The sequence below is a fragment of the uncultured Chitinophaga sp. genome (assembly GCF_937898475.1).
In the GTDB taxonomy this organism is placed as follows: Bacteria; Bacteroidota; Bacteroidia; order Chitinophagales; family Chitinophagaceae; genus Chitinophaga.
Genome location: NZ_CALEJS010000011.1, coordinates 149228 through 164033 on the forward strand (window position 1 = coordinate 149228; position 14806 = coordinate 164033).

The window sequence follows — 14806 nt, forward strand, 5'->3', positions numbered from 1 at the left end:
ATCAGCGAAATTTTATTTTGGGTGAATGGTGATAGTGAGTAGTTCCTCATCAAAAGGATCTGGCGGCGGCTGCGGCGGCGGACCTGTATCGTGATCTTTTCCTACCAGCAGCTCGTCTCCCACTTCCAGGCCCTGTATACCCAGCGGAGCAGGGTCTTCGTAACCCGGTTCGGGTAATATGCTGATCAGGTGTTCGGCAGCGGGAATAAATACGCCTTCGGGAACAGATACCCGTATGAAAGGCCTGTCATCCAGTGCGGTATCTGTGATGCATGCGGTGACCTGTCCTGTACGCGGGTGTTTCTCGTAATAAAAATGTACCAGTGAAAACCCCGTCACATAATCCACATAAGGGAGCCGGTTAATGAAGTTCAGTATCTCCGAGCGGTACAACACGCTGCCTACTTTAAAATTAGCCGCTTCCCCAAAGAGCCAGGGGCACAGGTAACGTTTAATATCATCATAGAGCATCTGGAGATACAGGTTCTCGTTCTGATTATCCTGCTCCCCGTTGAAACGCACTTTACATACTACCTTTACCCGCTCATACACGGGATTGCGGATCTCTGCTTTCACAAAAGAAGAGATGGTACGCTGCACAAAGGCCTGTATCCTGTATAGTGTGGCCAGGTCTACTTTGGGTTCCAGTGTATTGAACAAGCCGTTGGCCGTCTGGCAGGGCACTACAATGATCATAATGTCTGGCATATCCGGCATGTGAAACTGCTGATCTTCCACGCTCAGGCATTTTACGATCAGCAGCTCTGGGAATTCCTGCAGCAGCACCTGGGAAATATCATAGCCGAAGGCGGGCCGTGCCTTGTGCCGCAGGCGTTCGCTTACCCGGGTATAGTATTGCGCTTCCGTTTCCTGGCGGCGGCCGCCAAAAGATGGAAAGGGTTGCCATACATGCTGCAGCGGCTTGATATCAGACTTAAATTTCTTAATAGAAAAGGGAGCGATGGACAAAGCTTCTTCCAGTGTTTGTGCAATGTCTTCCGTCTGCCGCCGGGCCACTACCGCGTTGGGGAATATGCCCACTACCCTGGGATTGGCGCTCAGGGCCGTTTCGGAGGATATCCGGATCCAGTACAGGGCGGGATCCAGTATGGTATTACCATTACGGATACCGGCGGGTATGCGGAGCTTCACGATACCGCTCTTCAGCAGATTGTTGGTATCATCAGAAAGGATATGCGTTCTTGCAAAAGGTACCCAGGCATTATTATCCAGGTAGCTCCATTTTAAAGGCCCGTTGGCTGATGCCGTATCGCTGTAATACTTTTCATCCAGCTGGAAAAGCAAAGACAGCTCTTCGTTGCCATGGAGCCTGTTAAAACCAATGCATAGATTAGCCATATCAGGCGCCTGTGGCAATAGTGAAAAGGTGTTTCCTCCCGGCTGGGGATATATTTTGCTGAAACCTGATGGCATGGCATGATATACCTCCAGGCCATCGCCCTGCTGCGCCGACTGTACTGATTTCAACGCTTCCGTATGTTCCAGGGTATAGTTAAGTGAGAGGGTCTTTACCCTTGGCGTATACGGCAGGCCAGGCACCGGCTTTTTTTTCCTGGGCAAGAGGGTGTGCTGTGAATTGTACATTACCACACCGGGATAGATCTGTTCAAACAGGCGATGCCCGAACGCTTCATCCGGTGCTGCCAGGTAGAGGCGTACGCCTCCTTCCATGTATAAAGGCACATGTTGCCCTTGTTCTTTTTCCAGCAGCATGTCATTGGAAAAAGAGAGCTTGGAAATATCTATATTTTCCAGCAGCGTTTCTTCCGCGAGATAGATATTTCCTTCCCTGTCCCGCGTGGTCTGGAAAAGCGTGAGCTGCTGCTGACTATCCCGTTCAGGGAAATAGGCGCCATGATTCAGGCTGCTGATGCCTATTTTAAAAGCATCATTGCGATAGCCTGCGTCGTATCCGTCATAATAGGCTTCAAAGCCGTTTTCATCCCTCGGCAGATTCAGCCACTCCAGCTTTATGCTGAAGCTGCGTGTAAACCGGTTAAAGATATTGCTGTTATTGATGTCGAGAAAGGCGCCTACATAAGGCTGGGGGCCAAACATCATGAATGCGCCTGCAGGGCTCAGCAGCCCGATGTTATTCTGTATTTTAACGTAACGATGTCCTTCCACTCTCACGTTCATGCTCACACGTTCCAGTACCAGGTTGCTCAGAAATGAGTAGGGGTGATGGAAGCAGGCGTTGTTCAGCAACACTTTCAGCAAGGGACTGCGGGCATCTATCCCGCACTGATGCACTGCTTCATTATAGGTGCGCCAGGCCTTGTCTGTAACGTCGAGCAAAAAATTGATCTCCAGGCAGGTTTCATTGAGCGTCTCCCGGGAGCTTCTGACGCTGAACCGGGATACGGTTTCCCACCCTTCTTCTGTTGTATAGTACAGATGAAATGCGCCGGAAAGTAACTGGGTCATCGTAACAGCTTCGCTGCGGTTAGACACGGCGGCAAAATTCTTTATATAAGCCAGGAAAGCGCTGAAAGTGGATGGCTCGAAGTAAAGCTTTATTGTTACCTGGCGGCTGCCTTCCTGCAGGTATAACACCGGCGAACCTACGATAAACCCGATATCCGTATCCTCCATTGTACGCCTGGAAGGGGAAAGATCATGCTGATCTTCTCCCAGTAACGGCCAGGGGCGGATAACGGTGCCTTCCTTCTCAAGGTCAGCCGGCTGGATCACGGGGTGCACCGCCAGGTAGGCCTGCGCTTCCCTGATATCCTGCTGGTCTAAAGCGGGAGCACTGATCTGCAGATAGTCGCTTACAAACAAGGTATGCAGCGACATGATCTTTATATTGTGCACCTTCACCGTTTCCTCCAGCATATACTGCAACGGTTCTTTTCTTGCATGCACATTTGCGAGCAGCACCTGCCCTTTCTCGATGGTAAAGCTGAGGATATGCGGCACGGGCTCCAGGAAAATATGCACTTTATCCGGCACGGCGGGCAGCACCTGTACGCCTAATATCTGCCGGTAATAAAAATCAAGATGCCGTTTGGGTATTTTATTGATCTGTGCCTGCAGATGTTTATATAGCTCCAGGAACGCGATCAGCAGCCCCATATGCGGGGTGTGCTGCACTTCCTGCAGCTGGGTACGCAGGTAATAGGTAGCGGAACTGGATACCTGGTAAAATTTTGAACGAAGGGAATCATACAGCGTATTAAGGGAAAAGAACCCTTCAAACACTTCCTGTCCCTCACCGGGATTATCAAATGCCTTAGGGTATAAACGGCGCAGACGATGGGTTGTTTCCAGGGGACGTATACGGTGCTCATGCAGGGCCAGCTGTCGCGGAAACAGGTTGCTCACCTGGTATTCAAAGCGGTGTAAGCGCGTCATATCTTCTTCCAGGCTGTCCATCACCTGTACCAGGTACCGCCCTATCTGGTAATTTCTGTCTGCCCGCTGCAGCTTGTACATCAGGTCCATCAGCACAATGCCGATATCATACAGTAAGAGGAAAAGGGCGCGTGTATGGTCAAAGAGGCTGTCATCATTTTCTGCCTGGTGAAGATTGTTACGGATGCGTAGAAAATCAGCTTCATAGCGGGTAAAATCCAGGCTGCCGGCGGTAATGAGCATTACCAGCAGGTCGGCATGAAAAAACTCTTCCCAGGTTCCGTCTATGCGGTCCTGGAAATCATAGTAATTAAACTGGGAAGAAAGGCGTGCGAGCAACTGTAACAATTCATGCGGCGATCTTTCGTCCACTTTTACATAGTCCGGCATCAACGATTCCAGCTGCCTTTCTAACTGACTGATACCATCCTCTATATGTTCAAAGAAATTGCTCATCAGTCACTGATATTGGTACCTTCCTGGAAATAGAAGGGATATACCATATTGTGCCTGGTATTGGTGGCAATAATGGTGTAGGTAAGTTGTACGTATAATACGCCAGCCTGCTCACTTCTGTCGGCCACCGTCAATCCAATGAAATTGATACGGGGCTCATACTGCAGCAGCGCGTGATAGATAATATGATTCAGCTCGGTCACCAGCCAGGTGTCTGCTATTTCAAACACCAGCTTTTTTATGTCGCAGCCAAAATCCGGCTGCATCAGCCGCTCGCCGGGGATGGTGCTCAGTATGATGCGGATGCTTTCTTCAATATCCGCAACATCGGATACCATCTGCACACTGGCATCCAGTTTATCAAATGAAGGCGGAAAGCTCCAGCCTGTGCCTAAAAATGTTTGAATTTCTTTTGCCATAATTCATCCTCCTATCAATACGGTGGGGAAGCCTGTCACTATCACACCACCATGGGCTGTTGTATCGCCCATACGGGCTGCCGGACGGCCGCCTATAAATACCGTGGCAGAACCTTTGACAATGGTGTCCGGAGGTCCCACACAGGTAATAATATCTCCCATCACAGCAGCCGGTAGCGCACCTATCAGCACGTTGGGCACACCGGGACCGATAACCGGTCCGCCTACATGCGGAATGGGCGGTAAACCGGGCGTCACCAGGGGGCAGGTATGCATGTCTGTTAATCTTGCAGCTGGTTGTCCCATCTTTCATTTAATTTATCATCACAGTAGCGCCGGTAAGCGACATCATTCCACCGGAGCTTACAGAAACGGAGCTCGCCCCTGTTGCCGAAAAACCGGCCGTGCCACTAACGGAAACATTGGCGCCGCTTACTGTTACATCTACCGGCGATGAGACCTTGACCGCAGCGTTCCCGGTAAGCGACAGGTTACCGGTTGCCTGTATCGAAATATCCGACATGCTGTTGATATTGATGCCGGAAGAAGACATTTTGATGCTGTTCTGGTTCATGTCTGTGATTGTGATGCCCTGGTCTGTATCGCTCATGGTAATTGTGTTACCACCGGGCGTAGCGATCGTGATCACCTTATTCTGATCATCGAATGTAAGTTTCAGCTGGCTTTTGGTATACAATCCTTTCGTATAGTTGTTATTGTCTGACTGTACTACCGGAGGCGTTTTGCCCTTGCTGTAGAGGCTTCCCAGGATCACCGGGAAGCGGGGATCGTTTTCCAGGAAACCTACTACCACTTCATCTCCTATCTCGGGGTAAAAAATATCCCCTGCATTGGCGGTTGCGTAGAAATTGGCCAGGCGCGCCCAGGTACCCGTCTGCCCGGCTGCATTGGAGGCCAGCTTTACCTGTACCCTGTATTCTGCGCCGGGATCCTCTGAGATGCTTACCACCTCTCCCAGCTGCAAACCGCGTATAGCCGGCAGCTGTGCATTGGCAGGATGATAAGAGAAATTTTCTCTTTCATAGATCGGTTTACTATCCAGTCCGAACTTTACGTGCGAATGCCAATGTCCTTCTTTCATTACATGCGTAACAGCCGTTACGTAGGCGTTGCCGTCAAAGCGGGAACCCACGCCGGATAGTTCTATAATAGTGTCTGGCAATACCGAGGCATTACCCATAAAAGATACTTTGCCCTTCACTGCCTGCAGCCGCAGGCGTAACAGGCTGCTATTGGCCCAGGTTTGCAGTTCTGCCTGCGTCATTGGGGATGTTGTTACCATCTCCATTGCCGTCTGGCTTAAAACATCGGCCAGCGCCTTGGGGGCGGGTACACCCTGCGTGTTCAGGGTTGGTTCTGCAGCGCTGGACGTAAGCATGGTCTGCGTCTGTGGATCCCAGGCGGCAGCCGATAGGGAGGGGATCTGCCGTTCAGCATTCAGTTCTGCATGAAAGCTGTTGATCGATTGCCCAAAGGCCACCAGCAACACTGCCGAACCGGATACCGAAGGCGGCGCCACGGTGATGCCGCCCTCCACCAGCTTAACAATAAAACCATTAAACTCCGCACGCGCCAACAGGAAATCCCAGTCTGTAGCAAACTTCTGGAACATCAGCTCATTGACGTCTGATGTGGAGGTGACTGTGGCGGATAAACCATAATTACCTGCCAGGGTGGCTATGATGGCGCTGTCTGTCTGACTGGCAAACACCGCATCTTTCCTGCTGATGGTCATCTTTACCGCAGGGTGCTTACAGGTTACTATAAGGCTGAACCGCCCGTCTTCATTTGCCTGTATGGCCTGCTTCACCACTATTCCCGAAAACAGCTGTTCTGCAGGCAGCACACCATAACCGGCAGCAATAACAATGGCAGTGCCGGGTATAAAATAAGAACTGTCACTGGCGGGATAGTCTCCTACCACGCCGCCCGAAGCCTCGGAAGTGGTGCCATCAGTGATCACAATCTCCGCTGTGGATATTTTATTGATCTCATGATGCACCTGTACTGACACCAGTGAGAACAGGTCCTGTATGGCGGTACCGTTAGCGGTAACGGTTACCCGCAGTGTAGGGTCCTGTATATTTGTAGGAATGGCACCTGCCATGGATCATCTTTTTAGTGGCGGGAAATAAAGCTCATCTCCCGGTTTAATATCATGAATACTGTTCAGGCCATTTACGCGGGCCACTTCCATGTAGTGAAAAGGCTCCCCGTAAATGCGATGGGTCATCAGGGGCAGGGTGTCCCCGGCTTTCACCGTACGCATATGCGTAAGATCCGGAGAGGACTTCTGCGCCTGCTGTCCCTGTGTGGTAAGCGGCACCGATTCTGACAGGCTTAGCTTGATCAGCGCTCTCAGGGCCGAGCCGTCCGGGTTGAACAGTGTGTACTTTACCGTAATGTTCTTACAAACCCCGGTGAATACGGTTTTGCCCCAGGTGATCCGCAGATAGTTGGGGCGGTGTACCGTGCCCTGGTAGTTGTAAACGAGGTTCTTTACACTTTTAACATATTCGTCTACGTTAGCAGCACCTGACAATTGCGTTACGCCTGTTCCATCTGCCAGCAGCTCCAGCTCAAAATCGCCGGAGTCCATCCGTGTGAATATCTCAGTCGGAGCTGCGCCGCCCAATGTTTCGGCTTGTTTATATGCGATGTTGTAACTCAGCGAATAGCTTTCCGGGTTGATGGCAGCCGTTACTGAACCCATCAATCCCGATACAGCATTTGGGTCTGAATAACCCTGTATCAACAATTTTATTGGCTGGGCCGGTGGGAAATTCGGCATGTCTTTCTACTGTTTACCTTACTGATAAGTTCTCCAGATTGCTAAGCAGCTTATCCATACACTCCCGTATGATCTTATCTTTCAGCGCCTGCAATTCTTTGGCACCGATGTTATTCACGGGTGCGGCAGTATGCTCTTCTATACTGACCCTGATCACCAGCTCTCTGATTTCAAGCGGCATTGCTATTTTGTTTGTTTAAAATAATCAAAGGCAAGCTCCAGGGTTTCAATGGCGAGACTGTTCTCCATCGCCTTGAAATCAGACACCTTCAGCGCCACCGGGTAGGCATTGCTGAAAGACCAGGCAGCGATTACACTGTCATCGCCATCCAGCAGCTTTACCAATACCGTTTTAGGCGTGAATGAGAATGTGGTAAGGCTGTTCTGCACCCATTTAGTAAGTGAAGAGCCTACCAGCATGCCCCGTTTTAACACCAGGTTTTCATATTTGGGAGGGACGGGCAACCGCCGTACAAAGCGGTTTTCCCCTCCCTCCTTTACCTCCATTGGAGTCATTTTGACCGAAAGGCCGCTTACTTCCTGGAAGCTCCCTTCATTCGCGCCGGTGAACCCATCCACTGTTACACTGAAATGGAATGCATACGGCGGATAATAAGAAGCAGTAGGTTCAGGCATATCAGCTTAGTTTCGGCTCTGTGATCATCAGCCCTTCATGGGCAACTTCCATTGTTTCAATGGCGGCCTCATTGGCGTCTGATTTCATATCGGTTACCTGTACCTTCACGGGAAAAGCGTTGGTGAGTGTCCAGCTCATTACAATGGCCTGGGTTTCATCCAGCAGGCTTACTACAATGGTGGCACGTTTGATGGTGTTCATCTTGATGCCGGTATTACCGGTATACAGCTTCCATATTGTAGTATCGCCTACAAAAGTGCCTTTCTTGAATGTTACGTTGCTGTACTTGGGAATACCGGGCATCTTCACCGTAGAGTAGATCTTGGCGCTGCCGCCGCGGTATTCGATCACCTGTGTTTCTGAAGTAAGGCCGGTTACTTCCTGGAAGATAATCTCGTTGCCGTCCCAGGTTACTTTAAAAGAGAACCGGACCAATGGCCATACATTAGCTGATTGCGCTGAGCCGTCTGTTGCTGGCATGACTTAAAAATTTTATGGTTAGGAATGAGGTGAATGTACTGTTTACTTATGCCTGCTGCATCTGCTGCTGGAAAGTGATCACGATGAACTCTGCCGGGCGTGTAAGGGCTACCTTCACAGTTACCAGCATCAGACCGTCCAGGATATCCTGCGGCGTCATGGTAGCCCCAAGGCCTACCTGCACGTCAAAAGCCTGCGCCGGGGCAGATCCTGCCAGGGCGCCCTGTTTCCACAAATTCTCCAGGAAGTTGCTGATCATGGTGCGCAGGGAGATCCAGGTAGAATTGTCATTCGGTTCAAACACAAAGGAACGGCTGGCCAGCTTCACAGATTGTTCTATCATGATCAGCGTACGCCTTACGTTGATATAGCGCCAGTCAAGACTGTTGCCATCCAGGGTTCTGGCGCCCCATACCAGTGTGCCCACGCCGGGGAAAGGCCGGATCACGTTGATGGATTTACCCGCCATGATATCCACGTTCAGTGTTTTCTGCTCTTCGTTGGATATATTTACGGTAGGTGCATTTACGGAAGCCAGTGATACATTGGCGGGAGCCTTCCATACGCCACGCGAACTATCCACCAAAGTATAGATACCTGCCATAGCGGCGCTGGGGGGCATTTCATTCAGCATGGAGCGGATCTCATCCAGTATATGCACATAAGTAGGGCTGGCCGCTTTTAAAGACTGATGATAGTTCTTTTTGGCATGCGCATCCGGCGTTGCAATCTCCTTATACTTCTTTACGATCTGGCCTGCAGCGGGTTCGGGCAGCACGGTTTCAAGATCAACAGACGCATCGAGGTTTTCGAAGGATACCTCATCGGGCTGTACGATGGCTGTTTTCAGCCAGGGATAGTAGGCAGCGCCATAGTTCAGGAAGTTAATACCTATCTTATCCCTGAATGCACCAACAACGGCATCGGTGGTATCTGCAGGCGATTGTTTTACCAGGTCAAAGATGCCGAAACGGCTCTGCATGGCAGCACAGTGATTCAGCACCTGGGTATAAACACTGGTATAACAATCTTCACCGAGTGCAATGGCATCCGGCATTACGATCAGGGTAGGCTCCGGTTCTTTTTCAAGGATAGAAAACACATTGGGTTTTGAATCGGAACCGATAAAATCATCCGCAGCTATTTCAAATCCATCCGGCGTTTCTTCATAGGTGCCTACAGAAAGTATATAACAAACACTGCCGCCGTTGGTATAGAACAGCCGGATGCTGTTATACAGATAAGCTGTGTTCTTATCATTCAGCTTTACAATAGTGGCCTTGCCGTTTAATCGGAAAGTTTCCTGTTTCACATTAGGATCAGGCTCGCCCAGTGTGAACTTAGGCCTGAACGCGCTGCCGAAATTCTCCAGGTATTCGGCAAAAGAAGTGATCCGGGTAGGTTTATGTACCAGCGATTTACCGTTCCGCTCGGCCTTCTGCGTATAGCCGATAAATACAGGTACTGCCGTTGCAACGGCAGTGATCGAACTTGGGAAGGCGTTCTTCTCTTCAATATATACCCCAGGGGTCATTAATGTTGAAGCCATATCTTGTGAGTTTTGTGATTAGTATAAAAATATTTCGGAGTAATTATTCCCTTTTTCATACAAGGCAGCGGCCGCATTTGAAATCCTGCTGATATCCGGCGCCGGCAACGATGGAATGATCACCTTGTAGCGACCTGCTGCTGCATCAGTATAATCTACCAGCTGAAACGCATGCGCAGCAGCCGCTCCCAGCGGCACAGGCGCTTTTGATATCAACACCGGCGCCTTTGTATTGTCCGGCAGCGTAACTGTTACCGGTAAATCAAAATGCCCGTTACCGTTAGTACCTATTATCGCCGGATGAGATAGCGCCTTCAGGTCTTCACTCATCAGAAAATAGCACCAGCGGGTAGCGCGGGCCTGAAAGGAGATGTAGTAAGAAGATAACAGCTGTTCGTCCAGCAACAGTGTTACCTGCCCGAATGGTTTGACGAAATACTTTTCTGTCAGGTCAGTCAAAGGCCGGAAATCTTCTTCCTTTACAAACGCATCCTTGTGCAACAGCTCAGCTGATGCACGTTCCTGCTCATTATTAAAACGAAAAAAGCTACCGGCAATATTGCCGGCACTCAATTGCGTATAATTATAGAACAAGGCATCTTTCAATGCCAGGTCAAATACCAGGCGTAATTTCTCCTTCAGCAAAACGTCCATTGCTTTGGTATGGTGTAACAGTAAAAAACCATCGCGCACCGGTTTACATATTAAACCGTGCTGAGACATACATTTTGCCGTATGCGCAGGGACACCAACGCTGAATCCTTCATAACCGGAACCCTGAGAAAAAGTATGACGGTAGAATACTGCGGTCAGTATCTCATATTTCACCTTATATCAGTTGAGATATGTTGTGGTCATGCAGGCCCTACATTTCCGGAGGCGTCGTCTATAACCGGCCTGTACTCCCTGATAATAGAATCATCAAACGTAAGCATACGCACCTTATACACAACGGAAGGCATATATTTGGCTCCCAGCGTGGTCCATATATTATTCAGCTTATCTGCTCCCAGGCTTTCAAGTTCAAAAATGAGTTTTCCTATCCTAGGGTCCATAGCAGGTGTATTAGCATTGGTAAAAACATTCTTTGACTGAAAGTAGGCAACTACAAAGGAAAGAAATCTAAGGGCTTCATGATAGTTTGTACTGCTGAAATAGGCAGAGAATAAGACATAGAGATTGATATTAACCGCCGGCGCTGTGTTTGGAGATGCCACACCAATAGGAAGCCCGGCAGCGTTCCTACCAATTGTATCTTTCTCTACATTCAACAATGTTACTATGATCTTATTCTCACCCTGTATGGCAACCGTTCCATCCTGGTTGACAATACCTGATAAGATCGCTTTCTCTTCATTAGTTTGGAGCTTCCTCTTGAAATTGCTATTAATCTCGTCTGTAATGCAGATCAAGGTTTCATAGATCATTAAGTTTTAATTTGCTGTCTTGTGACAGACCTAAGGTAAAGGTGATTGATTGTTACTGTCTGTTAGTTATTTTGAAAAACTTTGGTTAAATTGAGTAATAGCTGCAGTGTTACTAATTATCGCCACAATATAGTCGCTTAAAAATTAAGATAAAAATTTTTATTTAAAATTTAATTTTCTATCTTCTATACACATTAAGCACGACAATGAGTCCCTCCCGAAAAATAGCCTTGTGTACTTTCCTATTCCTTATTTTAAGTACTGGCATAACGGTCACCTATGGTCAGCAACCAAAGATGCCGGAGAAGGCAAGTTTGCCTAAACCTCCGGAAGATGCGGAAGCAAAAACTAAACTGATCAAAAAAATACTCAATGCTTTCAAGTTCCGGAAAAACGCAAGGGCCCGCGAACAGGAACGTATTATCGCAATCATCAACCAGGTACTTTCAGACTCACTGGTAGTAACCAACAGGGATATACAACTGCTGAATGAGGAGCTGTCTAAAACGGAGAACCAGCATTTCGATTCACTGGTGGCACTGCTCAACACCTTCGGATGTTGCCGCGTACCACCTCCGCCTCCAACAGATACGCCGCAACCTGCAACAGACGCTGGCAGCGCATCCGGTTCAGAAAATGACCTGAATGCACTGGTCAATAAAATGCTTCCTATACTTCAGCAGAAAACTGACCTCGCTCAATCTGAAAAAGCCAAACAGGAAAAGCTGAAACAGGTAAGGGCCGTATATGGCCGTCCCGGCGACCAGGTGGATACACTTGCCCTGAGCGACAGCACAGGCGTCCGATATACCCTGGACCTCACACAAAAAGTAAATGTAACCGGCATCCATCCTTATTGGATGGGCGACAAATTTCTTAATTACAATTTCATTGCCCTCACTACATTCGGTTTCCTGGGCTATACGATGGACGGCAAAACAGGTTTTGTCAAACCTGCGTTCAAAGAGGGTGATCTGAAAGCCGTGCAGGCAGCCAGAACAGCGGGCTGTAATATTCAACTGATCATATCCGACAAAAATACCGCTAACATCAACGCGCTGTTGCAACATCCGGAAGTACAGCTGATCTTTGCAGATACGCTGGCACGCGTGCTGGCCCAGCAAAATGCTACGGCGGTGACCATCTACTTCCAACAGCTGACCGGTAAACAACGGCAGGCATTCAGTCATTTTATTTCCACCCTGAGCAGCCAGTTGCGTACTTACAACATTAATTATGCGGTGAACGTGGTGATCCCTTCTTTTGACAAGGATCTTGCTTACGACTTGAAAGCCATGAACACCGCTGTTACTTTTTTCATGATAGATTTCAGCCGGGCCTCGGGTCACAACGCCGGCGCGCTGGCGCCCCTGAAAGGGAATCCCGCCCAATCTATAGATGCCACTGTCGCCCGCTACCTGCAAAGGGATATCCCCCCGGCCAAATTTGTGCTGATGCTACCCTACTATGGAGCGGTATGGAAAAAAGGGCTGCCCGGCCAGCCGGACGGCTTTAGTAATTATATTTCCTATCGCGAAATAAAAGCACGCTACCCTGTAGATACGGTGGCTCTTTATGATGAAACGGCCTCTTCTGCATTTATTGAAGTAAAGAATACTGCCGGCGAGGTAGCCGAGGAAATATGGTTTGATGACGCCAGTACACTTGGCCCTAAATATGATTATGTATTAAATAACGATCTGGGAGGCGTGGCTATCTGGACACTGGGAGCAGATGACGGCTATGCTGATTTGTGGGATGAGCTGGTAGATAAATTTGTAGTAATGGATACGGTATACCTGGACACTATCCGGCTTATTCCCCCCGCCCCCGTTCATCTCACTTTCTGGCAGAAGGTAAAAAGGGAACTGAATGCCTATCACCAGATGTTCAAAGATCCCTGCAGTGTTAAAACCACCGATTATGCCGGAGACCACTACTTTCCGATAGCCGCTATTGTCCTGGCTTGCTTAACGCTGGCAACAGCTATTTTTTATGTGGCCGGTATACGTAGCAATGGCGACGAGTGGAAATTGAAAAAGAAAACGCTGGTATTGCTGATGATACTGGTGCACTTAATGGTGATCACCAGCGCAATGGCTATCTTCCTGAGTAAACACCTGCCATGGCTGGGTATCACTGATAACCCGGAACAGTGTCACAGCATTCCGCTGAATTCACTGCTGATCATCCTGGCAATAGGTGTACTGGTAGGGATCATTGGCACCCGCTTTATACTGCTGCCCTTGCTGAAAAGGGATGAGGTGCCTTAATCGAGGAGTGTGTCAATCTCCCACACGTCATAATCGGGGCAGGCGCCTGAACGCGCAGCCACCAATGCACCGGCAGCATTGGCATAGGCCAGGCACTGTTCTGCTGTACGCCCGTGGATAAGGCTGCTGAGAAAAGCTGCCAGGAAGGCATCGCCGCTGCCGATGGTGTCTGCTACCTGTACGCGGAAACCGGGGTGGTAGTAAAAACGTTCATACATATATAGTATAGCGCCCTCTCCTCCCATGGTCACAACAATCGTTCTGATATTGTATTTTTTTGAGATCGCCTTCATCTTATCTTCTCTTGCAGGATAATCACCCAGCCAGCTGCTGATGAGCTCAAGCTCTGCCTGGTTCAGTTTAAGTATATGACAATGCTGCAGTAAATAGCTCACTCCTTCCTGCGTGTAATGCGGCGGCCGCAGGTTAATATCCAGTACTTTCTTCACGTTGTATTGCAGTACTTTGTACAGGGCCTCGCGGGACACCTCATGGCGCGCAGCCAGGCTGCCAAATACAAAATATTCCGCCTGCCTTAACGGGTTCTCCCATGCAGGATCCCAAGTAATGAAATCCCAGGCTGCCGGGAACAGGATGTTGTACTGCACATCATGATCACTGATTGGCTGTGCCAATACCTTACCAGTGCCATGTACCGGATCCTGCTGAACACATGCAGTGTTCAGGCCGTTCCTGCGCAGCAGGTCCAGCAACCGCTCTCCATAATCGTCCTTTCCAACTCTTGATATGACCGCTACCTGCTGGGACTGTTTCTGCAGATGATAGGCTGCATTCATAGGGGCGCCGCCGGGCAGTTCTTTGTCGGGCAGCACATCCCATAACATTTCTCCGAAGCAAACAATGTTGAACATGTTTTGAAGATATGAAAAATTATCATGTCGCAATCATCACCTGTCCATTTTGTGTGGTTGCGCGAAGGGCAGTATCTTTATATACTATTTTACTGTACTCACATCAAAAAATTTACCATCATGACCACACAACAAACGACACTGACCACTCAGCAGATTGCTACCCGCCTCGCTGAACTTTGCCGCCTGGGTCAATATGAAGCTGCGCAGAAAGAGTTATATGCCGATGATGCCATCAGCATAGAGCCTTATGAAACACCTGACTTTGCGAAAGAAACAAAAGGACTGGACGCTATTATAGAGAAAGGCCGCAAATTTGAGGCTATGGTGGAAGAGATGCATAGCAACAGTGTATCCGAGCCCCTGGTGGCCGAAAACTCCTTTGCACTTGTAATGACCATGGACATGACCATGAAAGGAAAAAGCCGTATGAAGATGGGCGAGCTGGGTGTGTACCAGGTGAAAGACGGAAAAATAATTTCCGAACAGTTCTATATGTAAAG

General features: G+C 49.0%; 14 protein-coding genes. 2 read left to right on the plus strand and 12 right to left on the minus strand.

Features of this window, described 5'->3' with window-relative positions; translation table 11 throughout:
- Positions 1 to 12 precede the first annotated feature (12 nt).
- The 11 genes from Q0577_RS02375 to Q0577_RS02425 all read right to left on the minus strand — a co-directional run bounded on the left by Q0577_RS02375 (position 13) and on the right by Q0577_RS02425 (position 11158).
- Positions 13 to 3834, minus strand: coding sequence for a hypothetical protein (locus Q0577_RS02375; RefSeq protein WP_298732435.1), 3822 nt, complete (start codon positions 3832 to 3834; stop codon positions 13 to 15).
- Positions 3834 to 4253 carry a GPW/gp25 family protein gene (locus tag Q0577_RS02380; RefSeq protein ID WP_298732437.1) on the minus strand — a complete coding sequence of 140 codons (420 nt, stop codon included), beginning with the start codon at positions 4251 to 4253 and terminating at the stop codon, positions 3834 to 3836. Before Q0577_RS02380 ends, Q0577_RS02375 begins: the two co-directional genes overlap by 1 nt.
- Before the next feature lie 3 nt (positions 4254 to 4256).
- On the minus strand, positions 4257 to 4559 hold the full coding sequence (locus tag Q0577_RS02385; RefSeq protein ID WP_298732439.1) for a PAAR domain-containing protein: 303 nt from the start codon (positions 4557 to 4559) through the stop codon (positions 4257 to 4259).
- Between the two features lie 7 nt (positions 4560 to 4566).
- Complete coding sequence (gene vgrG / locus Q0577_RS02390; protein WP_298732442.1) at positions 4567 to 6381, minus strand: type VI secretion system tip protein VgrG; 1815 nt, start codon at positions 6379 to 6381, stop codon at positions 4567 to 4569.
- Positions 6382 to 6384: 3 nt separating this feature from the next.
- Positions 6385 to 7065 (minus strand): hypothetical protein, encoded by a 681-nt coding sequence (locus Q0577_RS02395; protein ID WP_298732443.1) that lies wholly within the window; start codon positions 7063 to 7065, stop codon positions 6385 to 6387.
- A 13-nt stretch (positions 7066 to 7078) separates the two neighbouring features.
- On the minus strand, positions 7079 to 7246 hold the full coding sequence (locus Q0577_RS02400; RefSeq protein WP_298732445.1) for a DUF5908 family protein: 168 nt from the start codon (positions 7244 to 7246) through the stop codon (positions 7079 to 7081).
- A gap of 2 nt (positions 7247 to 7248) precedes the next feature.
- Entirely contained in the window at positions 7249 to 7701 is a 453-nt protein-coding gene (locus tag Q0577_RS02405) for a phage tail protein (RefSeq protein ID WP_298732446.1), read from the minus strand.
- A gap of 1 nt (position 7702) precedes the next feature.
- A complete protein-coding gene (locus tag Q0577_RS02410; RefSeq protein WP_298732448.1) occupies positions 7703 to 8182 on the minus strand; it encodes a phage tail protein in 480 nt (159 codons plus the stop codon).
- Positions 8183 to 8228: 46 nt separating this feature from the next.
- A complete protein-coding gene (locus Q0577_RS02415; protein ID WP_298732450.1) occupies positions 8229 to 9731 on the minus strand; it encodes a phage tail sheath C-terminal domain-containing protein in 1503 nt (500 codons plus the stop codon).
- Positions 9732 to 9749: 18 nt separating this feature from the next.
- On the minus strand, positions 9750 to 10454 hold the full coding sequence (locus Q0577_RS02420) for a hypothetical protein (RefSeq protein ID WP_298732452.1): 705 nt from the start codon (positions 10452 to 10454) through the stop codon (positions 9750 to 9752).
- 131 nt (positions 10455 to 10585) lie between these two features.
- Positions 10586 to 11158, minus strand: coding sequence for a DUF4255 domain-containing protein (locus tag Q0577_RS02425; RefSeq protein WP_298732454.1), 573 nt, complete (start codon positions 11156 to 11158; stop codon positions 10586 to 10588).
- Positions 11159 to 11454: 296 nt separating this feature from the next.
- Between Q0577_RS02425 and Q0577_RS02430 the strand changes: the two genes are divergently transcribed.
- Positions 11455 to 13431, plus strand: a complete 1977-nt coding sequence (locus Q0577_RS02430; RefSeq protein WP_298732456.1) for a glycosyl hydrolase family 18 protein — start codon at positions 11455 to 11457, stop codon at positions 13429 to 13431.
- Here the strand turns inward: Q0577_RS02430 and Q0577_RS02435 are convergent.
- On the minus strand, positions 13428 to 14303 hold the full coding sequence (locus Q0577_RS02435; protein ID WP_298732457.1) for a carbohydrate kinase: 876 nt from the start codon (positions 14301 to 14303) through the stop codon (positions 13428 to 13430). The two genes, Q0577_RS02430 and Q0577_RS02435, sit on opposite strands and share 4 nt — an antisense overlap.
- A 120-nt stretch (positions 14304 to 14423) precedes the next feature.
- Between Q0577_RS02435 and Q0577_RS02440 the strand changes: the two genes are divergently transcribed.
- Positions 14424 to 14804 carry a SnoaL-like domain-containing protein gene (locus Q0577_RS02440; protein WP_298732459.1) on the plus strand — a complete coding sequence of 127 codons (381 nt, stop codon included), beginning with the start codon at positions 14424 to 14426 and terminating at the stop codon, positions 14802 to 14804.
- Positions 14805 to 14806: the final 2 nt, after the last annotated feature.